The sequence below is a fragment of the Synechococcus sp. BIOS-E4-1 genome (genome assembly GCF_014279995.1).
Lineage (GTDB): Bacteria > Cyanobacteriota > Cyanobacteriia > PCC-6307 > Cyanobiaceae > Synechococcus_C.
The window spans coordinates 873,726-895,464 of record NZ_CP047935.1; the positions used below are offsets into that span (position 1 = coordinate 873,726).

Sequence of the window (21,739 nt, forward strand, 5' to 3'; positions counted from 1 at the left end):
CATCAACACCACGATTCATTCTCAACCATGACTCCTCTAACTCGTTTCCCTTCCGCTCTTCTTTCCGCATTGTTGCTTGCCTGCAGCGGTTCAGCCTTGCAGGCCGCTGATGTCGTCCCCAAGGGCTACAACACCACCATTCCTGAGGATGTATTGACGCCTGACAGGGTGCAGACACGGATCGGTACGTTCAACTATTTCGATGGTTTCCCCGACGACGACACCATGGCCAAGGCCCGCCGTCAGGTGGATCTTGGTCGTGGTGTGCAGACCTTCCTGAACTTCATGCCGGCGGCATCGCTCGAAATGCTCTACGTGGGGCACCGTGATGGCTACGGCATGCAGGTGAACCGGGATATCGGTTTGTTTGAAGAGCTGATGAGTTCCAAATCACTCTGGCTAACCGGCAATACCGACACGGTTTACGCCACTGCCTTCCTTGATCTCTCCAAGGGTCCCATCGTGGTTGAGGTGCCCGCTGGTACCGGCCCCGGCACAGTGAACGATGCCTTCTTCCGCTTTGTAGTGGATATGGGCGGTCCCGGCCCCGATAAAGGCAAGGGCGGAAAATACCTGATTGTTGGTCCAGGGCAGACAGCTCCTGCCAACACCGAGGGCTATTTCGTTGCCAACACTCCCAGCAAGATCAACTGGTTGATCCTGCGAGGTTTTCTGGATGATCAGGGCAAGACAGACACCGCCAGAAATGCTTTCAAGGGTGGTTTGAAGGTCTATCCCTATTCAGAGCGAGCCAATCCTCCAGCCAATAACTTCAAAAACCTCACGGATTGGGAAACGAACACCATTCATGCCAACAATTTCAAGTTCTATGAGGAGCTTGATGAGGTGATTCAACGCGAGCCTTCCGACCTGTTCTCGCCTGAACTGCTCGGCATGGCATCGTCGATCGGGATTGAGAAAGGCAAGCCTTTCAACCCTTCCCCGGAGCAGAAGGCCCTGCTCACCGAGGCGGTCGCCATTGGTAATGCCACAGCGCGTTCGATTCTGTTCGGACCGAAGGATCCCAAGAATTACATCTACCCCGGCAAGGCCGGTTACTGGCAAACCGGCTTCCCTGGTGGCAGTCACGAGTATTTGGTGGATAAGGGTAACGGTGGCCGCGATATGGATGGCCGCACGTTGTTCTTCTATCTGGCCACGGTGAATACACCGGCCATGGCCCTGGAAATTCCGGGTGTGGGCTCCCAGTACGCCTTCAGTTCAAGGGACGGCAGCGGCGCTTATCTCAATGGTTCCAACACCTACAAACTGAATATTCCGGCCAACCCTCCGGCTCAGAAATTCTGGTCGTTTGTGGTTTACGACCCGCAGACCCGTTCGATGCTGCAGACCGGCGAAATGCCCTATCCCAGCAAGAACAACAAGCGCAACGCTGACATGGTGAAGAATGCGGATGGCAGCATTGATCTCTACTTCGGCCCGCAAGCACCTACTGGAATGGAGGCTAACTGGGTGAAGACTGTTCCAGGCAAGGGATGGTTCGGCATCTTCCGTCTCTACGGACCCGGGCAGGAGTGGTTTGACCGCACCTGGAAACTCGGGGATATCGAAAAGGTCTGACCATGTTTCGACTTCACACGTGGGCTGATTGTTTTCCAGCGGGTGACTTCCGTCCGAAATCATTCAGGCAGACCATTGACTGATTTTTTGAATCGTGAACATGAAGACCGTTGATGTTGTTGTGATCGGTGGTGGCTTTGCCGGCGTCACCGCTGCCCGGGACCTGCAGAAGCGTGGATTCAAGGTGCTGGTGCTCGAGGCGCGCGATCGCTTAGGTGGTCGCACCTGGAGCACCGATCGCAATGGATTCCATGTGGAGCTGGGTGGCACCTGGATTCACTGGACCCAACCCTTTGTATGGGCGGAAAAGGAACGCTACGGCCTCGAGATTCAGGAGACTCCAGGGTGCGTTGCCGAGCGGGTGGCGATCAAGGTGGATGGTCAGGTTCAGGAGTTGCGTGAGGACCAACTCGGTGAGTTTGTCTCAGGTTTTGAGCAGTTCTTCGCTGAAGCTCAACTGGTCTGGGAACGTCCCTACGACTCCCATTACAACTGGCCCGCGATTGAGCAACGTGATGCCCTGAGTGTGGCCGATCGTCTCGCTTCTCTGGATCTCACGCCTTTACAGCGCACCAGCATTGGTGGCTTTCTCGAGATTTTGTCGATGAATCAGCCGCAGAATGCCTCCTATCTGGAGATGATGCGCTGTTGGTCGCTCACGGGGTGGAATTATTCCCTGTTCAATGACTCAGCAGCCCGCTACAAACTCAAGCGCGGCACCGGCGCTCTGGTGCAAGCGATGGCCAGTGATGGTGGCTTTGATGTGATGCTGGACACCAGCGTGACATCCATTCAGCAAACGGCCAACGGCGTGACGGTGACGACAGCAGCTGGTGAGCAGGTGAGTGCCAAGCGAGCAGTGGTCACCGTGCCGCTGAATGTGCTTCACAGCGTGGCGTTTGATCCTCCCCTGAAACCGGTGAAAGTGGAGGCCTCAAAACTCAAGCATGTGGGTGGTGGAGCCAAAGTGTTTTTTGAGGTTGAGGGAGACCCTGGTGCAGTGATGACTCTGGCCAGGTCGACTGACTCTGCGCTGATCGGCAGCTTCACCTATCAGCGCGGTGATCAGCGTTCTGTGTTGGTCGGTTTCAGTTTGGAGCCGGATGCACTGGAACGATCTGTTGCGGATTGGCAACTGGTTCTTGAGGAGTTTGTGCCCGGCATTCGGTTGCTGTCGACCTTCGGACATGACTGGGGAGGCGATGCTCTCTCCCAGGGGAGTTGGTGCACGTACCGCCCCTGCACCTTTGTCCGCTTCGCTGATGAACTACCAAAGCCAGACAACAATCTGTTCTTTGCCTCTGGTGATCATGGCGAGGGATGGCGCGGCTTCATTGAAGGCGCCATTTCCAGCGGATCCAAAACCGCAGTGGCTGTGGCGGCAAGCCTCAACCCCTGAAGCCTCCAATCTCTTCAGTAACGCTGATTAATCAAACAGCCAGCGCAGGCCTAGGTTAACTCCGCTCTGATAGGAGCTGTAGCCATTATTTTCTCTACCTCCTTCGAAATAAGCAATTCCAAAGTATTTATAGGAAAGCGAAATTTGCGCAGAATTTCCAAGTGCATAAGCAATTCCTACCTGAGCTGTTCCACTTAGATCCTCACTGCCACTGAGTCCAAATCCGCCTGCATCGAGATAAGCGAAAGCCTGCCAATCTTCGTTGATTGCGTAAGTGCCGAACATTCCCAGCATTGGCTGTACCCAAGTGTTGCCCCAGCTCACATTTGAAGATTTCTCAAGTTCTCTGGAGTTTGATCGATTAACTTTAACTCCTTCGACAGTTACGTCTGACTTGCCTTTGATATTGAAGTCTGTCGATAGATTTGCATCAATGAATCTTGCACCCACTAAGCCGAGGAAGCTTGTGCTGCCTTTTTTCATGCGCGGTTTTTGAATTGCACCAGCTCGGTATCGCATCGCAAGATCAAAAATTGTTTGACTGGCATCAACATCAACGTCTAAATCGCCTTGAACGCGGATAGTGCGTTTTCGAAGTGGTGAAGCAATGCCTAGTTTGTTTCGTAACGGGTTTTGCGTTTCTAAAAAGGATGATCTTGAGGTGGATGAAGATATGGTTGCATAATTGATCGCAGCTAAAACACCTAATCGCCCGTATTCAAATTGTGCTTTTAAAGTCAATGCCTCATCGATTGACTTGATTACATCCGATAGGGGAAGGTCTACTTTTGTTGTGTTACCGTCAATTGTTGATGTGCTGCGTGTTATCGGAGGTAAGAAAGCGTAAAGGTCGAGATAAACGCGCCAGCTGTCTTCTTCGTCTTCTTCCTTTTCGCTTGCCGAAGCACTGTCGTTGGCTTGGCTCAAGACCAAGGGTTCCATCACGCCCGTAGTGGAGGAATCATTCCCTTCGCTGATCTCATTGTTCAGAGGTTGTCTATCAGCTTGATTGGTTGAATCACTTTCGCTGCCATCTTTGGCTTGATGGCTGCTTTCAATCAGCGAGGCGACATTGGAGTCGCTGGAATGAATCTCGTGAGAATCATTCTGAGGTTGTGCCACGGCCTCGACGCAAAGGGCGCTCAGTGGTGTGAGGAGTGCGAGGGGCAGATAGCGGACCACAAGGAAAATGGAGATTGGGAGAACCGTAGGAGCGGGATTGAAGTCGTGCAGCTGGATCTGATCCCAATCGTGCGAAGTTTTTTGCGTCAGCCTTGGCCTAATTGCTGATTGGTATTAAAGAACGCGTGTTTTTCATTAATGTTGATGGGACCTCTTTTTCGTCGAAGTCTTCGCTTCATCGGGTTGTTGAGCTTCGCGGCCCTTCTGGTCCCTTCAGCTGCTGCAGCTCAGGAACAGCCTCGGTTCCTGATGGATGAGGCGGTTGAATTTGATTTCACCCCGCTGGTGTTGGGTGAGCTTGAAGTCGCACAGGCCCCATCCGACTCACAAGAACCCGGCACGGATAATCAGCCGGTCACGGTGACTCCTGGGGAATCCGCTTCTGCTGAGGATGCCTCATTGGCCAAGGCGGCACAGAATCCGATTGCCAGTTTGATCAGCCTGCCCATTCAATGGAACAGCACCCCTAATAGCCAATGGGCTCCCAATGTGCTTGATCCGCGTGCCAAGCACAATCAGACTCAGAATGTTGTGAATGTGCAGCCCGTCGTTCCCTTCAAGGTGAGCGATGGTCTGACATTGGTGACTCGAACGATTGTTCCTTTCATCTCTCAGCCCTGGGCACGTGGAACCAATATCCAGGCCATGGGTGATATCAATCCTTCGGTCTTTTTTGTGCCGACTCTGAAAGGTAATTTCACTGTCGGGGTGGGGCCAACGCTGATTATCCCCTCGGCGACCGACTCCAGGTTGGCATCGGGGCGTTGGAGTGCAGGTCCTACAGGTGTCTTGGTCTACAGCAAAGGGAAAGTTGTTGCGGGCGGTTTGATCAATAATGTTTGGTCATTTGCGGGAGGAGGTAAAAACGATGTCAATAAGATGTTGATTCAGCCTTTTCTGAATTACAACTTGCCGAAGGGCTGGTATCTCACAAGTTCACCAATTATTACCGCCAATTGGATGAATGAAGATAACAAAGGCTGGATGGTTCCTGTTGGTGCTGGCGTTGGACGTGTTTTTAAGCTTGGAACTCAGCCTATTAATACTTCGCTCAGTGCTTATTATAATCTTGTCAAGCCTAAGATTGCTGGTGAAACTCTTGCCGGAGACTGGACATTTCGGCTTCAGGCGCAATTCCTATTCCCAACTGGTGGTTGAATTATTCTGAACATTTGATTGTTTTAGCACTAGGTATCTTTTTGGAGTCAGTCCGACTCAAACAAGATGCTTTTTTGAATAGGATTCAAGTCTGCTCACAAATTGTGATCTTTGCTGCTCTCTGTTCTTCGCCTCAATATCCTGATTTCATTGATTGACTGACATGACTGACCAGCGCGATCAGATGATTACGATTCCTGCAGGTGAATATGCGATTGGATCTGATTCTTTTTATCCAGAAGAGGCCCCAGTTCGTTCAATCGAGATCCGTTCATTCTTGATCGATGCAGCTCCTGTGACCAACGCCGAGTTTGCGCGTTTCGTGTCGGAGACCGGCTACGTCACCGTCTCGGAAAAGCCACCCGATCCGGTGCTGTATCCGAATCTTCCGCCGGATCAGCAGAATCCGGAATCGGCAGTGTTCATTCCGCCCCCAGCATCGGTGGATCGCAATCAACCGATGTCGTGGTGGGCCTTGATTGAAGGAGCCGATTGGCGCCATCCCCAGGGCCCTGACACAGGTATTGACGACCTGATGGACCACCCTGTGGTGCATCTCGCCTACGACGATGTGCTGGCCTATGCCCAGTGGGCCGGTAAACGGTTGCCCACCGCTGAAGAGTGGGAGGTTGCTGCCAGAGGTGGTCTGTTGCAGCAGAACTACTCCTGGGGTGAAGAGATGATGCCGGATGGTCAGTGGCTGGCCAATGTCTGGCAGGGTTCGTTCCCCTGGACGAATGAACAGACGGATGGATGGTTCTGGACGTCCCCTGTGGGCTCATTCCCCCCCAACGGCTACGGACTTGTCGACATGTGCGGCAATGTATGGGAATGGACTTCCACACTGTTCCCAGTGCCCAAGGGTGAACAGGAGAGGCGAATCATCAAAGGTGGATCCTTTCTCTGTGCCGAGAACTATTGCCATCGCTTTAGGCCGGCGGCATTGATGGGGCAGACCACCGATACGGCCACTTGTCATATGGGTTTCCGATGTGCAACCGATTCAGCCTGAGGAATTGACCAGCTGGTCGCGAATCATCAGTACGCCCAGAACCACGTGAATAAGGGCACCGGCCCAGACCGCTGCTCCACCCGAGAGCGCCTGTGAGCCTAGGATGATGAGAAGCACTGCGGCGCTGCAGTTGTAAACCAGCAGTCCGCGTCTTGCTGATATTGGACAGGGGGATCCCCAGCAGGCAACGCCCAGTCCGATCAGTGCCAGGCCGTACAAACGTGTCAGTTGTTCGCCAGCGTCGCTTGCTGGCGAACTGAACAGCTGTTGCATCACTATCGCTGGCAGCGACAGGAGAGTGACTCCCGTGACCAGTTCAATCGCACTGGCCAGGCGGTAGAGCGTGGAGCGAAAAGGCAAGGCGTCTTCCTCAGCCAATGATCTGCAGGAAAGCTAAGCAAGCATCGTTCTGCCAGACGCAGATGGCTGAAGGTCTGCGGCATCAGCGATTTCGCTCGGTCTGTTGGTCCCAATTGTGCAGATCTGTGCTGCTGCTGATTCTCGATCCCATACCCGCAGCTAACAGAGGGTGTTGAGGTTGTTGCCATGTTCTTGTTGTGAATCACGCCTCTGTAGAGGCTCCTCACAGAGCCCGCTGAGTTGAATGCGAGTCATTTATTGGCCTGTACGCCTGTTCACTTCTTTATTCGATTTTTCAGAATGCTTGATCAAGTAAAAGTGTCCAAGCTGATTCGCCACCTAGCTGTGGGTAGTGGATTGCTATTGCTCTCAAGCCTTTCCACCTCCTGTACGGATCAGAAGCAGGCCTTGGGTGGAAACCTGGATCGGACCAATTTGCCGATTGCCGAGCCAAAGCCTGAAAAGGTCACCAAGGCTCTCCCTTCTGAGGTTCCATTGCCTCCACAGTTTGAGGTGACGGCACCAAAGGATGCCCCCAATGTGGTGATCATCCTTCTCGATGATGTGGGTTTTGCCGCACCCTCCGCCTTTGGCGGTGCGGTGAACATGCCGACGGCGGAAAAGCTGGCTGATAATGGCCTGCGCTACAACAAATTCCACACCACAGCTCTCTGTGCGCCGACCAGGGCGGCTTTGAAATCCGGACGCAATCACCACAAGGTGAATATGGGTTCGATCCCAGAGATCGCAACCGGTTACGCGGGTAATTCCACTGTGGTGCCGGATTATGCCCAGCCGGTTGCTGAGATTCTCCGATTGAACGGCTACAACACCGGTGCCTTCGGCAAGTGGCATGAAACGCCGGGTCGGGAGACCACGGCAGCCGGCCCCCAGACCCGTTGGCCAACGCGGCAGGGATTCGAGAAGTTCTACGGCTTTGTTGGGGCGGAAGACAACATGTGGGATCCAACGATCCACGATGGTGTCACCGTTGTGGATGCACCGAAGAAAGAGGGGTATCACTTCACTGCAGACATGACCGATCAGGCGATCGGTTGGATGCGGCAGCAGAAATCGATCAAACCGGATAAACCATTTTTCATCTATTACTCATCCGCCGGTTCTCACTCCCCTCACCATGTGAGCAAGGAATGGATTGCCAAATACAAAGGCAAGTTCGACGAAGGCTGGGATGTTCTGCGCGAGCGCAATCTTCAGAATCAGATCAAGGCAGGGATTGTTCCTGAAGGCACTCAGATGGCCAAGGCGCCAGACAGCATTCCCAAATGGGACAGCCTCACGCCACAACAGCAGAAAATCTATGCACGTCAGGCTGAAGTTTTTGCTGCTTTCACGGAGTATTCAGATTATGAAGCTGGCCGTTTGGTCCAGGCGATCGATGATCTTGGCGAGCTTGATAACACCTTGGTGATTTACATCACTGGTGATAATGGCGCCAGTCCCGAAGGGGATAGAACTGGTCAGTGGAATTGGAACCACTACCTCAATGGCGTTGCAGAAACGCCTGATGAACAGGAGGCCAAGCTTGAGGAATGGGGTGGTCCTACCACCTATCCCATGTATCACATGGGCTGGGCGATCGCCTTCAATTCACCCTTTGCTCTCTCCAAGCAAGTCGCAGGTGATTTCGGTGGAACACGTAACGGCACGGTGATTCATTGGCCGAAACGCATCCAACAGGGTGGTGGTCTACGCACACAGTTCTCGCATGTGAATGATGTGGCCCCAACAATCCTTGAGGCGGCCAATCTGCCGATGCCTAAGACAATGAATGGCGTTACTCAGATTCCCATGCAAGGAACCAGTCTGATGTATACCTTTGATGCTCCAGATGCCAAAGAAAAGCATGATACGCAGTATTTTGAGATTATTGGTAATCGAGGCATCTATCACAACGGCTGGATGGCGCGGACAACAGTGATGTATCCATGGATGGCGCCGGAAAGAATGAATCCGGTTGCAGACGATTCTGGTTGGCAGCTTTATGACACCACCAAGGATTTCAGTCTCTCGAATGATCTCGCCGATCAGGAGCCTGAACGCCTGATTGCCATGAAGAAGAAGTTCATGGAAGAGGCCATCGCAAATCAGGTGTTGCCGCTAGACGATCGTCTGCTCGAGCGTCTTGTGCCCTCTGTTGCTGGTCGTCCGACACTTCTGGGTGATCGGACGTCGATGGATTTGTATCCCTATGCCTGGAACATGGTCGAGGATTCGATCCTCAATGTGAAGAACACCTCCAGCAGCATTACGGCTCAGTTGGATGTGAAGCCTGGCCAGAAGGAGAGTGGCGTGATCTTCTCCCAGGGCGGTCGCTTTGGCGGCTGGTCTCTCTATGTGGAGAACAACGTGCCTGCTTACACCTACAACTACATGGGTAAGCTTTACACCTTCACTAGTAATGAGCCATTGCCAGTTGGTCAGTCTGAACTTCGCTTTGAGATCGACTACGACGGTGGTGGTGTTGGCAAAGGTGCCGATGTGCGGATGAAGATCAACGATAAAGTTGTTGCTCTTGGTCGCCTTGATCAGACCATCGCTTCTCGATTCTCCATTGATGAAGGTGCTGATGTTGGTCTTGACCGCGGCTCGGCTGTCACGGTCAAGAATATTGGTCCCCAGCGTTACAGCGCCTATGGCGGACAGATTGACAAGGTCACCCTTGAGATCTATCCCAAGGAGACTGATGCCAAGAAGAGCTGATTGAGTCGATCATCAGCTGTTGGATGGTGATGTTGCTCAGGGGAGCAACATCACCATTTTTTATGCGTTGCGAGTGGATGAATTGTGATTTGCAGCGTTGCCTTGTTGAAGCCTAGATGCAACTCCTCATGGAGAGGAGAAGATCTCCGATGACGGCCCAGCATAGGGTTGGAGCTGTCGAGACTACTGAATCCCTCTCTGTTTGATTTGGTGAACAGTGAGGATAGAAGCCTGCATGAGTTTGAATCCTTCTTTATGAGTCTGGGACTCATAAAGAAGGGCAGACCTCTTGAAGAGATCTGCTCCGGTTGATGAAATCGAGCCAATGAGTTCTCGATCAGGTTGTCTTGAGATTTTTTGTTTTGATCATGTAGACCGGACCTTACTTATTTGAGATAGTCCACCTTCATGGTGTGGATCGTGCCGTTGAACTTGAACGGTGCACGCTCTCGATAGTCCATGGAAACCGGAGAGCCGAGAGCCTGACCAACGTCAAGGCAGTCATTCGCCGTCAAAATCAGAGCTGCTGGTCTCGGCACCATGCCATCGATCACTTGCGTGCCATTAAGGGAGCACTTGATTGACAGCGGACCCCTCGGATTGTCGTCGGTGTGCTGGGTGATGATTTCCAGTGTGTGGCGACCAGCTGGCAGCGGCTGAGCAGAACGCAGCTTGGTGCGTTCAATGATGAACAGGTTGTACTCATAGATGAGCACCCCTTGATCCATATACAAGGTGAGACCACCTGAATTGGCACCGAGTTTGTAAAGCACACCACTGGCATTCTCAGGAATTTCGATGTCGAGGGCGACCCTGTTGTCGAGGGAGCCGAGTCGTGGTGCGCAGGGTTCTGGAATTCTGGTGATCGTGCCTGGGAACTTCCAGGATGTCGCATCGGGTGCAACCTTCAATTCCGGATGGAACACGAGGGTCCAGAGGCCGCCGCCGACTGGCAGGTTCTTGTATTTGGCCGATTCCACCAGGAACTGATTCTTGAGCGCCTGCAGTTTCTCGGGATGCTGATCGGCGAGGTTATTGGCCTGGCTCCAGTCCTCCTCGATGTTGTATAGCTCCCACTCGTCGGTGTCGGGTGACCAGGTGAAGATGTCGGGGTCAAAGCCCTTCACCCAGGGCAGGCGAGGTCCAACGGCGCTTGCCATCCATCCTTCGTGATAAATGGACCGTGATCCAAAGATGTCGAAGAACTGGGTTGTCAGTTGACCCGGTGCATCAGGAGCATTGAGGGCGTAGGCAAAGCTGGTGCCGTGCATGGGATCCTGCGTGACGCCATTCACCATCTTGGGTGGCGTGATTCCCACCAGCTCGTAGATCGTTGGCACCAGATCGCAGACATGGTGGAACTGGGCACGAGGTTTGGGATCCGGCTTGATGCCCTTGGGCCACTTGATCATCATGGGATTGCGGGTGCCGCCCAGGTAAGACCCCATCAGCTTCAGACCTTGATAGGGCGTGCTGCCCGCCCAGGCCCAGCCTGCGTGGTACATGTTGTCGACCAGCGCAGAGCCAATGGCATTGAGTCCGCCCAGGTCATCGAGCACCTTGATGTGCTCATCGACCTCCGTGGCAATGCCATTTTGAGCAAGAAGCTCTGAGATGGTTCCTTCCTGGCCTTCTCCGGAGGAGCCGTTGTCGCCCCAGATGTAGACAACCAGTGTGTTTTCTTCGTATCCGAGCCGTTCAATCTCGGAAAGGATGCGACCAACCTGATGATCTGTGTGTTCGGCAAAGCCAGCCAGTACTTCCATCAAACGCGACTGGAAAGGCTTCTGGTGATCGGGGATGGAGTCCCACCCCGCCAGGCGGGGGTGGCGGGGTGTGAGCTGGGCGTTCTCGGGAATCCAGCCCTTGGCCTTGGCGTTCTTGAAGGCGCGTTCGCGATAGGCATCCCAGCCATCGTCGAATTTGCCCTTGTACTTATCAGCCCATTCATTGTTCACATGGTGAGGACCATGCAGGGCGCCGGATGCCCAGTACATGTAGAAGGGCTTCTCGGGACGCAGAGCGTTATGGGTCTGCAGCCAGTTGATAGCATCATCGGCCAGGTCTTCACTGATGTGATATCCCTCCTCCGGTGATTTCGGTGGCATCACCACCGTGGTGTTGCGCACCAGATGGGGCTCGTATTGGGAGGCTTCTCCCGCCAGGAATCCATAGAAGTATTCAAAGCCGAGTCCGGTCGGCCAGTTTTCAAAGGGACCGGCGGCAGAGGTCTCTGTGGCTGGAGTGTTGTGCCATTTGCCCCATGCAGCGGTGGCGTAGCCATAGTTGCGCAGAACGTCGGCCTGCAGGGCGCAGCTTTCGGGAATCCGGCCTGAGTAACCGTCCCAGTCGTTGGCGAATTCACAGATCTGGCCATTGCCCACAAAGGTGTGGTTGCGACCGCAAAGCAGCGAAGCACGTGTCGGAGAACACATCGCTGTGGTGTGGAAGCGATTGAAGCCAACGCCGTCGTCTTTGACCGCCTGCAGGTTGGGTGTGTGAATATCCCCTCCCAGACAATCCGGTAGCGCTGGACCGGCGTCGTCGATCAGCACCACAAGAATGTTGGGTGCATCATCTGGAAGATATCTTGGATCGGGGAGCGGGCTGTACGTCGAGTCCTGCATCGTTGTACTAGCTTTGCTTCCCGACGGTTTGGCGGGGAAAGGCAGGATCGACCCGTCGACTTGTTGGCTTGTTGTCATGAATGAGAGGGCTGTGGTGTCAGTGCCATCCCTCATTTGGTAGCCGTCTGCTCTGGTCAAGCCAAGTGTTGCTGGTCAGCTGCTTCCTTTTGCTGATCGGATGTTTCAGCGATTGGTTCCCTGGGCACTTCGTGGTTTCGCTGTGCAGGGGTATAGAACGACGTTGGATCTGTATCGAAGGGCTTTTAACAGCATCCAGTTCTTCATCAAGTATGTCTCAAAGATCCCGGCAGCATCATGGTCTTGATGGCTTGTGGTGGGATCAATGCGGTTGATTGCGTTGGTGATTTTTCAAGCGATGGCTGATCCAGCCAGGCCCAACCAGGCCGAGAATGATGATGGTGAGTGTTGTGGTGAGACGACTGGAGAGAGTTCTTGCTTCTTCCAGTCCGTTGAACACGAACGCAATGGCGACCAGAACTCCGAAGACTCCTGTGAACGTTCCACTGAGGGACCTGAGCAGGTCTCCGATCGAGCGGCCCTCAACAGCATCAGGGTCGATGCCGACATGGCGACCGGCCAGAACACCTGTGATGCCCAGAATGACGATCAGAGCCAGTCGCTCCCAGGGTGAGTAGGCAGATCCAACTTCGCCGGCCCGCTGCATCACATACACCATCGAGGATGCTGTGCCTAGGAAGCTGCCGGAGCAAAGCCCGATGCTGCCCCACCACTGCGCTGGTGTTTTCAGGCGATTGCGCAGCCTGCTCAGCAGGATCAAGAAGATGCAGCTGATCGTGACATCTGCGAGCAGCGGCAGACTCAGATTGATGGCGTAGCCAATCCCGGCGCCGAGCAGCAATGCAGCCATATCGGCTCCCTTGCGAGGGTTCTGTTTCAGCAGCAGCTTCGGATCTGATGGGGTTTTCATGGATTCGCTCTAAGCGTCTCTTGTGATCTGTTCCTGGCTTGCATTGGCCTGGCGCCATTTCATGAACGGTGCTGTACCAACTGCCGTCACGACGACGTACCCCACCACGGCCGCTTTGAGGTCAATCGCGTTAGGAGCCATGCCTTGAATGATGAGCAGGGCAAGACCTGGATTACGCATAGAAACCACCAAAGGAAGTGTGCTGCGTTCGTCGTTGTCGTCGCCTGCAACGACATATCCCAGTCCGATCCCGACCCAGGTGAGGATGAACATCAGCAAGGCTCCTCTGAGGTTGCCGATCAAGATCGGCGTCACCTTCGGCAATGCCACGATCAGGATCAGGGCTAGCAGCACCAGCAAGAGGATGCTCGCGCCTTTTTGAATCACCGGATTCCAGCGTTCAGACCATTCCGTACACCAGCGCCGCAATGACACGCCCACAAGCAGCGGAATAAGTTGCACGGTGAAGACCTGGAAGGCGACGTCCTTGGCGGAGACGCTCCAGATGGTCTCCCCCGCTTCCAATGGCAGCTGAGTGACCCACAGCGGCACAGTGATAATGGCGGCACAGGCTGACCAGAACTGCAATCTTGTGGCCAGTTGAGGGTTTTCCGCCAGCTTCCTGCTCTTCAGAGCGATCATTGGCGCGCTGGGACAGATTGTCATCAGCATCACCGCTGTTGTAATGGCAGGAGACAGCCCTTGTCCAAGTGGGGTCCGCAGCAGCAGCAAAGCCGCCAGTGGCAGGACCACGCATGTTGCCAACAACACGCGCGCGATCAGTGCTGGCCTGTGTTTCAGCAAGTCGAACTGCAGGCTGGGCAGATTCAGGCCCAGAGACACCATGATGAAAAACAGGGCCAGAGAGATCAGCAGTGACATGGCAAGAGAGAGAGATTTGACAGTGATGCGGGAGAGGCCATGGGATCAGATAAAGCCGGACAGCAGTAAGAGAAATGCAATCACTCCGATCACCAGTACAGCTGTTGCTGTGGCAATCGAAAGTGATGGCTCGTCCCGGTAGAGGTACGGGTCATTGCGCAAGCGCACCAGTTCACGTTTGTGTTGCCTCATGGCAATCAGCAACGTGAAAATGCCAACCCCGATGAATCCCATCGACATCAGCTGCACGCCGACGTCGTTGCCGGAGTTGGTTTCGCCTCCTGCATCGCGGATGGCACTGATGATTTTGTCGAGACCGAATCCAAAACTGATCAGAGCCAGAGCTGTTCGGATCCAGGCCAGTGTTGTGCGCTCAGCCGCGGCGCGATTTCGGGTTTTGGCCAGCTCAGTATTGGTATTGCTCATCCGTGTGGGAAGGGCTGACCGCTGTCGACAGGGTAGAAATCGCCGTGATTGACGTCATCCTGAACTGCTCCCGATTGTGCTGGATTGCAGCGTTTTGCTATTCACCAACTGGTGATCGTTGTCTTTGCCATTCACAATCACCGCAAACTGCGAGCAATCATTGATGGAGTGGGCTGAACATCTGCTGGCGCATTCAGCCGAAGCATTGCGCTTGATTCTTGAGTGCCTTTCGGTGCTTTCTGTTGCGGTTGGCTTGATTGCGGTATTCAGTCGCGGTGGGCCGTTGCGTCTGCGGGCGATTCCACCGCATCTCATGCAGCGGGGACCGCTGACCGCAGCGCGCCTGACCTTCGGTGGATGGGTAGCTCTGGCTCTGGAGTTTCAGCTTGGCGCCGATGTGGTGCAGACCACCATCAGTCGCGAAGCATCGGCTTTGATTCAGCTGGGTGCAGTGGCACTGGTGCGTACATTTTTGAATTACTTTTTGAGCCTTGAGCTCAAAGAAAAAGAGCAGACTCCGTGATGAAGTCTGCTCCCTGCCATTGTTGATCAGTTGGATCGATCGTGACTGGCTGTCTTAGTCGGTGTAGTCCACGTTCATCTGATGGATGGTGCCGTTGAACTTGAACGGAGCACGCTTGCGGTAGTCCATGGAAACCGCCGAGCCCAGTGACTGGCCCACATCAAGACAATCGTTGGCGGTGAACAGCAACGCAGCCACTCGGGGCACGATGCCGTCGATCACCTGTGTGCCATTGAGGGATGCCTTGATGGAAATGGCGCCCCTTGGATTGTCGTCGGTGTGCTGGGTGATGATCTCCAGTTTGTGGCGACCGGTTGGCAGCGGCTGGCTGGAGCGCAGCTTGGTGCGTTCAATGATGAACAGGTTGTACTCATAGATGAGCACTCCCTGATCCATGTACAGGGTGAGACCACCTGAATTGGCACCGAATTCGTAGAGCACACCACTGGCGTTTTCTACAATCTCAAGATCGAGGACGACCTTGTTGTTGAGACAACCAAGCCGAGGTGCGCAGGGCTCTGGAATTCTGGTGATGTTGCCTGGAAGTTCCCAGGACTTGGCATCGGGTGCAACCTTCAGTTCCGGGTGGAAGATGACGGTCCAGAGTCCTCCGCCGATGGGAAGATTCTTGTATTTGGCCGATTCCACCAGGAACTGATTCTTCATCGCCTGCAGCTTCTCGGGATGCTGATCGGCGAGGTTATTGGCCTGGCTCCAGTCCTCCTCGAGGTTGTACAGCTCCCACTCGTCAGTGTTCGGCGACCAGGTGAGGATGTCGGGGTCGACGCCTTTCACCCAGGGCAGGCGAGGACCAACGGCGCCAGCCATCCAGCCTTCGTGATAGATGGACCGTGATCCAAAGATGTCGAAGAACTGGGTCTTCAGTTCACCCGGTGCATCTGGTGCATTGAAGGCGTAGGCAAAGCTGGTGCCGTGAATGGGATCCTGCGTAACACCGTTCACCATTTTGGGTGGCGTGATTCCCACCAGCTCGTAGATCGTTGGCACCAGATCGTTGCAGTGGTGGAACTGAGCACGAGGCTTGGGATCCGGCTTGATGCCCTTGGGCCACTTGACCATCATGGGGTTACGGGTGCCACCGAAGTAAGACCCCATCAATTTCATGCCTTGATAAGGCGTGCTGCCCGCCCAGGCCCAGCCAGCGTGGTACATGTTGTCGACCAGATCGGAGCCAAGGGCATCGAGACCTCCCAGGTCGTCGAGCACCTTGATGTGCTCATCGATCTCCGTGGCCACGGAATTCTGAGCAAGCAGCTCTGAGATGGTGCCATCCTGACCTTCACCGGAGGATCCGTTGTCTCCCCAGATGTAGACAACCAGGGTGTTCTCCTCATATCCGAGTCGTTCAATCTCGGAAAGGATGCGACCAACCTGATGATCTGTGTGTTCGGCAAAGCCAGCCAGCACTTCCATCAAACGCGACTGGAAGGGTTTCTGATGATCGGGGATGGAGTCCCAAGCTGCTAAGCGGGGGTGGCGTGGCGTGAGCTGGGCGTTCTCGGGAATCCAGCCTTTGGCTTTGGCATTTTTGAAAGCCTTCTCGCGATAGGCATCCCAACCCTCGTCGAACTTGCCCTTGTACTTATCAGCCCACTCCTTGTTCACATGGTGAGGACCATGCAGGGCGCCGGATGCCCAGTACATGTAGAAGGGTGCGTCCGGGCGAAGAGCTTTGTGGGTCTGCAGCCAGGTGATGGCGTCATCGGCCAGATCTTCACTGACGTGGTATTCCTTGCCCTCTTGTTTCGGAGGCAATACGACTGTGGTGTTGCGCACCAGATGGGGCTCGTACTGGGAGCATTCGCCGGCGAGGAAGCCGTAGAAGTATTCAAAGCCGAGTCCGGTCGGCCAGTTTTCGAAAGGACCTGCAGCCGTGGTTTCCGTCGAAGGTGTGTTGTGCCACTTGCCCCATGCTCCGGTGGCGTAGCCATAGTTGCGCAGAACGTCGGCCTGCAGAGCGCAGCTTTCAGGAATCCGGCCTGAGTAACCATCCCAGTCGTTGGCTAATTCACAGATCTGGCCGTTACCCACGAAGGTGTGGTTGCGACCGGTCATTAACGAAGAGCGTGTCGGAGAACACATCGCTGTGGTGTGGAAGCGATTGAAGCCAACGCCACCGTCTTTGACCGCCTGAAGCGTGGGCGTGTGGATTTCACCGCCGAGGCATTCCGGCATTGCTGGACCGGCGTCATCGATCAGCACCACAAGAATGTTGGGTGCATCGTCTGGAAGGTACCTGGGATCGGGGAGTGGGCTGTACGTCGAGTCCTGCATCGTCGTGCCAGCCTTGCTTCCCGAGGGTTTGGCGGGGAAGGGCAGGATCGACCCGTCGACTTGTTGGCTTGTTGTCATGAATGAGAGGGCGGTGGTGTCCATACCATCCCTTCGTTGTTAGCCGCTCTGCCTAGTGCTGCCGCTAACTGCGTTGCCAGGTGTGCACAAACGGGATCTGAAACAATTGCTACCGGCTCGTGGATTTAAGCCAGGTTTCACTTGGGCTTTCGGCAAAAACTTGCTGATACGCCTTGGCGAAATGACCTCGACTTTGAAAACCGTAGTGCTGGGCAATCTCTGAGATCGTTCGAAATTTTTGATCTGCGCGTGCATCTGGTGAACGCAGAATCCAGTTCACTTGCTCCAGTCGCACCCGTTTCATCATCTCCATCGGACCCATGCCGAGTGATTCTTTAGTGCCTTGGATTAATGTACGCCTTGATGCGAAGAGAGATTCGCTGATCTGGTCAAGATTGTAATCTTGAGCTGTGTTCCTGAAGCCCCAGGAAACAAATTCTCTGACTAGCCGTTGTCTTGGTGACGGCGCATAGGATAGAAAATTAGAATTTGTTCTGTTGGAAATTGCTTCTAAAAATGAATTGTATAGATGATTTGTTGTTTGTCTGCGCTGCTGAGGCGTGAGTGGCTGATGATCAAGGTAATATTGAAACTTTTTGCGGAAATTAGCATGCAGTATGGGGTCAATTTGTAATCCATTGTTTGTTTCCAATTGTTCGATAATATCTTCGGAGTCGCGATGGCTTAAGAATGCGTTGAAGCGACTGGTTGATAGAATTGCCAGGTAAATTGTGGTATTAGCTGAAAGTTGAAAATGCGATTCAATTTGCCCTTGGCGAAAGCCATTGAGTGAATATCGTGCGAGCGGAATATTGAAAAGTCGACATTCTTCGACCAAGCCTGTGGCTTCGAGGCAGAAGCTCATGCAGTCAGGGCCTCTCTCTCCATTCAGCAGCAAGTGCTGATTGGTTTGCAGCTCGATCAAAACAATGCTGCCTAGGTTGGCGAGTCTGAAGCGCCCCTGCAGCCGACCTTGGCTGAGTTGAACCGCGTCAAAGCTTTTTCCAATTAGCTTGAACAGCTGTTTGAGCTCGCTGGCAGAGTGAAAGGGCAAATCCATGCTCTGCTGAGGCTGAGAGCCTCCAGGCTGTTGGCTCTTGCCTCCAGTGCTGGCAACGCTTGTGAACACGGATCTGCAAAAGCAGATGACAATTTATACCTTTTTCAATGGTTAAGCTGAAATTAGTGAACGTACGTGTATGACCGATGCGTCGCGGCGTTGATCGACAAGTAGCCGGGGGCTGTATCACGCCCCGCACGTTGGCTGCAGCTCTGGCAATGACCCGACCTGCGCCAAGTCGATTGTTTGTAGGGCTGCAGCTCGGCTTGGGCGGATTGTTGTTGCAGCCGTTCGCCTGGTTGCAGTCTGTGTTTTGGGGCCGTGCCCTGAAGCGTCTTGATTTACCTGATGATCCGGTCATCGTGATCGGTCACTGGCGCAGCGGTACCACTTATCTCCATCAGCTGATGGCTGCAGATCCTGGTGCAGCCACTGCCAGGAACGCTCTCACGGTGGCTCCGCAGGTGTCTCTGCTGCTGAAGCCGTGGATCATCACTGTTCTCAATCGCCTGATGACGGCAACACGTCCGATCGATGCTGTGCCCTGGAGTGCTCTGGATCCTCAGGAGGACGAAATCGGACTGGCTCGTCTCACTCTTGACACCAACATGGCTGGAGTGGCATTTCCTCAGGATTACCTGAGGCATTTTCATCGCTGTGTCCTCTCAACCACCCGAGACTTTCAGCGAAAGCTGTTGCACTTTGTTCGTCTTACCTGGGCCCATGATGGGGAGGGAAAGCGATATTTATTGATTAAAAATCCAACCCACACTGCGCGGGTGACCTTTTTGTTGGATTTGTTCCCGAAAGCACGTTTTGTGTTGATGAAACGAGAGCCTGTGGATGCAGTCCGGTCTTTGACGTTGGTGAAGCAGAAACTTGCCGATCTGGTCGGTCTGCAGCCGGCACCGGATCAGCAGCGGCAGGTCGAGGAAACGGCGATGGCTCATCGTTTATTGCTGGAAGCCTTTGAAGCCGCCCGTCCACAGATTCCCGCTGGTCAGCTGGTGGAGGTGAATTACGACGAATTGGTGGACTCGCCGATGAACACTGTTGAAAGGATCTACCGCGAGCTTTCCATCGAGGGCTGGGATCAGGCTTGTGATGCTGTTCAAGCCAGGGTCGAACGTGCGCGGACCTACAACCCTTCTCAGGTTCTATTGGAGCCCAAGGCGGAGAAGCGTCTGCAGGAGCTGATGGCACCTGCAAACGCTTCAACCACCGACTAGCCCTTACTTGCCAAAGGCCACCTGGCAGGCGGCATTGAGCAGCTGGGCTTCGTTGCCGTTGTTAGGCGTTCCACCGTTGATGGTTCCTTGCCGGCAATCGGCATAGAACCTCGCTGTGGAGTCGCCGTCATCGGCCTCGAACGTCACGGTGTCGCCCGTGGCGGTGACGCTGGGGTAGTAGAGGGAGTACTCCGAGTCGGGTACAACGATGTAACTCACTTCGTTGCTCTGGGCTGTGTTGACCAGGCTGTTAATCACACCGAAGGTGGCCATGCTTGCCACGCCCCAGGCCGCTGCCCGGCCTGGGTACCAGCCCCAGTTGTTGTAGTAGGAACCGCCGTACCAACCGCTGTTCCAGGGGCGGTTGTTGTACCAGTTGTTGCCGCTGTACCAACCGTTGCCGTAGCGATCCCAGTTGTTGATCGCCTTGCGCCGATTGTCTGATCGTGTGTTGAACCGATCGTTGCGATTGTTCTGACGTGTGTTGAAGCGGTCGTTGCGATTGTTCTGGCGGTTGGAGCTGTTGTTGCGCACCTGGCTCTGGCGGTTGCTCCTGGTGTTCTGCCTGTTGCTTTGGCGATTGGTGCTGTTAGTGCGTGCCTGGCCCTGGCGGTTGCTCCTGGTGTTCTGGCGATTGCCCTGGCGGTTCGCGCTGTTGGTGCGTGCCTGACCTTGGCGATTGCTCCGCGTGGTTTGTCTGGTGCCCTGACGACTGCTCGAACGGCTGCCTGATCTGCTGCCTGAGCGACTGCCGCTGTAGTTGCTGAATCCAGTGCGGCCACCACTTCTGGAGCTGCTGCGTGAACTGCTGCGTGAGCCGCGTGAACTGCTTCTGGAGCTGCTTCGAGAGCCTCCCCGTGATCCGCCGCGTGAGCCACCGCGAGAGCCGCCGCCACCGCCGCGGCGCTGGGCCAGCTGGATGTTCTCACTTGTACCTGTGGTGGCTGCTGAATCAGTGCCGATGGCTGCTAGTCCAGCTGCTGGTTGCAGTGCCAGAACCAGACCCAGCAGGCCGGCGAGACGACGCCTGGAGGATCGGCGAGTGTTGATTGTCATTGTCTGATGGCCTCCTTCAGCCGATCACAGCCGTTGTCGAAACAAGCCACATCCACGCGGCCATTGGCAGCGAAGACCATTCCCACCTTGGTGCGGCCCTGCATGGCATCACCGCTGCCGACCAGCACGTCGGCGAGATATTTGGGATTTTTGACACAGAAGGCGTCGTTGTTGAAACAGAGCTCCTCAGTTCTGAAATCGATTGTGGCGTTCTTCACCGATTTCCAAGGTGTCGTGTCGCTGGCTCGGCCTTCAATACGCACGTATGGATCGTCGATCACGCGATAACTCACGGTCTTGGATCCAAATTGGTGAACGTATTCAGTGGTGTCGTCGACATTGGATGCCACGACATTGCAGGAGTAGGTTTGACCTGCGCTTCTGCAGGTGGTTTCCAGGGTGTAAAGCTCCTGGGCCACCGCTGCGGATGCGCTGAGGCTGCCGAGCAAGACCGTCAGGCCCGTCAGCACCCTGCAGCGAACGAAGCTGTGCATGGGTGTAGGGGGTCGCGGAGGATTGCAATCCTCCATTTCGACACCATGACCATGAATGGCTCACCAGACCGTGGTTCTGCCTGATCGGGATCAGCTTGGCTGTTCAGAGGTACCTTGGCGCTAATGATTCTTCCTTCTGTTGTGCTCCGCCCCGTCGTTGTTGCGTTGGTGCTGTCACTGTCGTGTGCCGGTTCTGTTCATGCCCTGGAGGACTGCAGTCTGATCAAGAGGCTGATGAACACACTCGGTGCCTCAATGGCTCGCAATCGGATGTTGATCGCGGCCTCGCAACAGACCGGAGAAAACAAGGCACAGGCCGAGCAAGCGAGTGAATTGCTTTCGCGTCAGACCCGCAATTACAGAGATTTGAGGGAGGATTATGAACGCAACCGGTGTGGTCGTGACTGGGAATGATGCACAGGCCGAGCGCCGTCAGCGCCTGCATGAGCTTCTGCTTGCCCTGATCGCTCGCCAGGACGACTTTGAGCTGATGGATGCCGACGGCCCCTCCGGATTCGCCAGCTCAGGCGCTGGTGAAGGCCCAGCGGAAGCAGCACGCTGGTTGGATCGCAACCGGCGGGTGTTGCAGCACTATCAATCACTGGTGCGCACGGCAGTGACGTTGGATGCCCTGTTGGATGCCGAGCAGGTTCAGCCCTCCAGGAAGATCTGAGCCATCTGGGCAGAACCATTAGAACAGTGCC

At 54.6% G+C, this 21,739-nt stretch carries 19 protein-coding genes; 9 read left to right on the plus strand and 10 right to left on the minus strand.

The window, feature by feature from the left end:
• The first annotated feature begins 27 nt into the window (after positions 1-27).
• Entirely contained in the window at positions 28-1,581 is a 1,554-nt protein-coding gene (locus SynBIOSE41_RS04335; protein WP_186539744.1) for a DUF1254 domain-containing protein, read from the plus strand.
• A gap of 100 nt (positions 1,582-1,681) precedes the next feature.
• Positions 1,682-2,980 carry an NAD(P)/FAD-dependent oxidoreductase gene (locus tag SynBIOSE41_RS04340; protein WP_186539745.1) on the plus strand — a complete coding sequence of 433 codons (1,299 nt, stop codon included), beginning with the start codon at positions 1,682-1,684 and terminating at the stop codon, positions 2,978-2,980.
• A gap of 27 nt (positions 2,981-3,007) precedes the next feature.
• Here SynBIOSE41_RS04340 and SynBIOSE41_RS04345 read toward each other — a convergent pair whose 3' ends face one another.
• Positions 3,008-4,102, minus strand: coding sequence for a hypothetical protein (locus SynBIOSE41_RS04345; protein WP_255475941.1), 1,095 nt, complete (start codon positions 4,100-4,102; stop codon positions 3,008-3,010).
• Between the two features lie 204 nt (positions 4,103-4,306).
• Here SynBIOSE41_RS04345 and SynBIOSE41_RS04350 point away from each other — a divergent pair, with 204 nt between their 5' ends.
• Positions 4,307-5,320: a neuromedin U gene (locus SynBIOSE41_RS04350; RefSeq protein WP_186540786.1), complete on the plus strand. Its 1,014-nt coding sequence runs from the start codon at positions 4,307-4,309 to the stop codon at positions 5,318-5,320.
• Between the two features lie 163 nt (positions 5,321-5,483).
• Entirely contained in the window at positions 5,484-6,332 is an 849-nt protein-coding gene (locus SynBIOSE41_RS04355) for a formylglycine-generating enzyme family protein (RefSeq protein ID WP_186539746.1), read from the plus strand.
• On the opposite strand, the gene SynBIOSE41_RS04360 is transcribed toward SynBIOSE41_RS04355, so the two are convergent.
• A complete protein-coding gene (locus SynBIOSE41_RS04360) occupies positions 6,324-6,710 on the minus strand; it encodes a hypothetical protein (protein WP_255475943.1) in 387 nt (128 codons plus the stop codon). The genes SynBIOSE41_RS04355 and SynBIOSE41_RS04360 overlap by 9 nt on opposite strands.
• Positions 6,711-7,010: 300 nt before the next feature.
• Between SynBIOSE41_RS04360 and SynBIOSE41_RS04365 the strand changes: the two genes are divergently transcribed.
• Positions 7,011-9,416 (plus strand): arylsulfatase, encoded by a 2,406-nt coding sequence (locus tag SynBIOSE41_RS04365; protein WP_255475944.1) that lies wholly within the window; start codon positions 7,011-7,013, stop codon positions 9,414-9,416.
• A gap of 386 nt (positions 9,417-9,802) precedes the next feature.
• On the opposite strand, the gene SynBIOSE41_RS04370 is transcribed toward SynBIOSE41_RS04365, so the two are convergent.
• From SynBIOSE41_RS04370 to SynBIOSE41_RS04385, 4 genes are all read right to left on the minus strand, one after another.
• Positions 9,803-12,121: a sulfatase-like hydrolase/transferase gene (locus SynBIOSE41_RS04370; RefSeq protein ID WP_186539748.1), complete on the minus strand. Its 2,319-nt coding sequence runs from the start codon at positions 12,119-12,121 to the stop codon at positions 9,803-9,805.
• Positions 12,122-12,383: 262 nt separating this feature from the next.
• Positions 12,384-12,992 (minus strand): hypothetical protein, encoded by a 609-nt coding sequence (locus tag SynBIOSE41_RS04375; protein WP_186539749.1) that lies wholly within the window; start codon positions 12,990-12,992, stop codon positions 12,384-12,386.
• A gap of 9 nt (positions 12,993-13,001) precedes the next feature.
• Positions 13,002-13,874, minus strand: coding sequence for a bile acid:sodium symporter family protein (locus tag SynBIOSE41_RS04380; protein WP_186539750.1), 873 nt, complete (start codon positions 13,872-13,874; stop codon positions 13,002-13,004).
• A gap of 45 nt (positions 13,875-13,919) precedes the next feature.
• Positions 13,920-14,300 carry a YidH family protein gene (locus SynBIOSE41_RS04385; protein WP_186539751.1) on the minus strand — a complete coding sequence of 127 codons (381 nt, stop codon included), beginning with the start codon at positions 14,298-14,300 and terminating at the stop codon, positions 13,920-13,922.
• Between the two features lie 163 nt (positions 14,301-14,463).
• Between SynBIOSE41_RS04385 and SynBIOSE41_RS04390 the strand changes: the two genes are divergently transcribed.
• A complete protein-coding gene (locus SynBIOSE41_RS04390; protein ID WP_186539752.1) occupies positions 14,464-14,823 on the plus strand; it encodes a DUF1622 domain-containing protein in 360 nt (119 codons plus the stop codon).
• Between the two features lie 54 nt (positions 14,824-14,877).
• On the opposite strand, the gene SynBIOSE41_RS04395 is transcribed toward SynBIOSE41_RS04390, so the two are convergent.
• Positions 14,878-17,196 (minus strand): sulfatase-like hydrolase/transferase, encoded by a 2,319-nt coding sequence (locus SynBIOSE41_RS04395; RefSeq protein WP_186539753.1) that lies wholly within the window; start codon positions 17,194-17,196, stop codon positions 14,878-14,880.
• 109 nt (positions 17,197-17,305) lie between these two features.
• A complete protein-coding gene (locus tag SynBIOSE41_RS04400) occupies positions 17,306-18,256 on the minus strand; it encodes a helix-turn-helix domain-containing protein (RefSeq protein WP_186539754.1) in 951 nt (316 codons plus the stop codon).
• A 146-nt stretch (positions 18,257-18,402) separates the two neighbouring features.
• Here SynBIOSE41_RS04400 and SynBIOSE41_RS04405 point away from each other — a divergent pair, with 146 nt between their 5' ends.
• Positions 18,403-19,485 (plus strand): sulfotransferase, encoded by a 1,083-nt coding sequence (locus SynBIOSE41_RS04405; protein WP_186539755.1) that lies wholly within the window; start codon positions 18,403-18,405, stop codon positions 19,483-19,485.
• Positions 19,486-19,488: 3 nt separating this feature from the next.
• On the opposite strand, the gene SynBIOSE41_RS04410 is transcribed toward SynBIOSE41_RS04405, so the two are convergent.
• Positions 19,489-20,541 (minus strand): hypothetical protein, encoded by a 1,053-nt coding sequence (locus tag SynBIOSE41_RS04410; RefSeq protein WP_186539756.1) that lies wholly within the window; start codon positions 20,539-20,541, stop codon positions 19,489-19,491.
• Positions 20,538-21,035 (minus strand): hypothetical protein, encoded by a 498-nt coding sequence (locus SynBIOSE41_RS04415; protein ID WP_186539757.1) that lies wholly within the window; start codon positions 21,033-21,035, stop codon positions 20,538-20,540. Before SynBIOSE41_RS04415 ends, SynBIOSE41_RS04410 begins: the two co-directional genes overlap by 4 nt.
• A 123-nt stretch (positions 21,036-21,158) precedes the next feature.
• Between SynBIOSE41_RS04415 and SynBIOSE41_RS04420 the strand changes: the two genes are divergently transcribed.
• A complete protein-coding gene (locus tag SynBIOSE41_RS04420; RefSeq protein ID WP_186539758.1) occupies positions 21,159-21,449 on the plus strand; it encodes a hypothetical protein in 291 nt (96 codons plus the stop codon).
• Positions 21,415-21,708: a hypothetical protein gene (locus SynBIOSE41_RS04425; protein ID WP_186539759.1), complete on the plus strand. Its 294-nt coding sequence runs from the start codon at positions 21,415-21,417 to the stop codon at positions 21,706-21,708. The genes SynBIOSE41_RS04420 and SynBIOSE41_RS04425 overlap by 35 nt, the downstream gene beginning before the upstream one ends.
• Positions 21,709-21,739 lie beyond the last annotated feature (31 nt).

What these genes read in the sequence shown, in the direction of transcription:
- SynBIOSE41_RS04355 (WP_186539746.1), top strand. Translation starts at nt 5,484, where the DNA reads ATGACTGACCAGCGCGATCAGATGATTACGATTCCTGCAGGTGAATAT.
- SynBIOSE41_RS04380 (WP_186539750.1), bottom strand. Translation starts at nt 13,874, where the DNA reads ATGTCACTGCTGATCTCTCTGGCCCTGTTTTTCATCATGGTGTCTCTG.
- SynBIOSE41_RS04410 (WP_186539756.1), bottom strand. Translation starts at nt 20,541, where the DNA reads ATGACAATCAACACTCGCCGATCCTCCAGGCGTCGTCTCGCCGGCCTG.
- SynBIOSE41_RS04390 (WP_186539752.1), top strand. Translation starts at nt 14,464, where the DNA reads ATGGAGTGGGCTGAACATCTGCTGGCGCATTCAGCCGAAGCATTGCGC.
- SynBIOSE41_RS04425 (WP_186539759.1), top strand. Translation starts at nt 21,415, where the DNA reads ATGAACGCAACCGGTGTGGTCGTGACTGGGAATGATGCACAGGCCGAG.
- SynBIOSE41_RS04375 (WP_186539749.1), bottom strand. Translation starts at nt 12,992, where the DNA reads ATGAAAACCCCATCAGATCCGAAGCTGCTGCTGAAACAGAACCCTCGC.
- SynBIOSE41_RS04395 (WP_186539753.1), bottom strand. Translation starts at nt 17,196, where the DNA reads ATGACAACAAGCCAACAAGTCGACGGGTCGATCCTGCCCTTCCCCGCC.
- SynBIOSE41_RS04370 (WP_186539748.1), bottom strand. Translation starts at nt 12,121, where the DNA reads ATGACAACAAGCCAACAAGTCGACGGGTCGATCCTGCCTTTCCCCGCC.
- SynBIOSE41_RS04415 (WP_186539757.1), bottom strand. Translation starts at nt 21,035, where the DNA reads ATGCACAGCTTCGTTCGCTGCAGGGTGCTGACGGGCCTGACGGTCTTG.
- SynBIOSE41_RS04350 (WP_186540786.1), top strand. Translation starts at nt 4,307, where the DNA reads ATGGGACCTCTTTTTCGTCGAAGTCTTCGCTTCATCGGGTTGTTGAGC.
- SynBIOSE41_RS04335 (WP_186539744.1), top strand. Translation starts at nt 28, where the DNA reads ATGACTCCTCTAACTCGTTTCCCTTCCGCTCTTCTTTCCGCATTGTTG.
- SynBIOSE41_RS04385 (WP_186539751.1), bottom strand. Translation starts at nt 14,300, where the DNA reads ATGAGCAATACCAATACTGAGCTGGCCAAAACCCGAAATCGCGCCGCG.
- SynBIOSE41_RS04405 (WP_186539755.1), top strand. Translation starts at nt 18,403, where the DNA reads ATGCGTCGCGGCGTTGATCGACAAGTAGCCGGGGGCTGTATCACGCCC.
- SynBIOSE41_RS04420 (WP_186539758.1), top strand. Translation starts at nt 21,159, where the DNA reads ATGATTCTTCCTTCTGTTGTGCTCCGCCCCGTCGTTGTTGCGTTGGTG.
- SynBIOSE41_RS04400 (WP_186539754.1), bottom strand. Translation starts at nt 18,256, where the DNA reads ATGGATTTGCCCTTTCACTCTGCCAGCGAGCTCAAACAGCTGTTCAAG.
- SynBIOSE41_RS04340 (WP_186539745.1), top strand. Translation starts at nt 1,682, where the DNA reads ATGAAGACCGTTGATGTTGTTGTGATCGGTGGTGGCTTTGCCGGCGTC.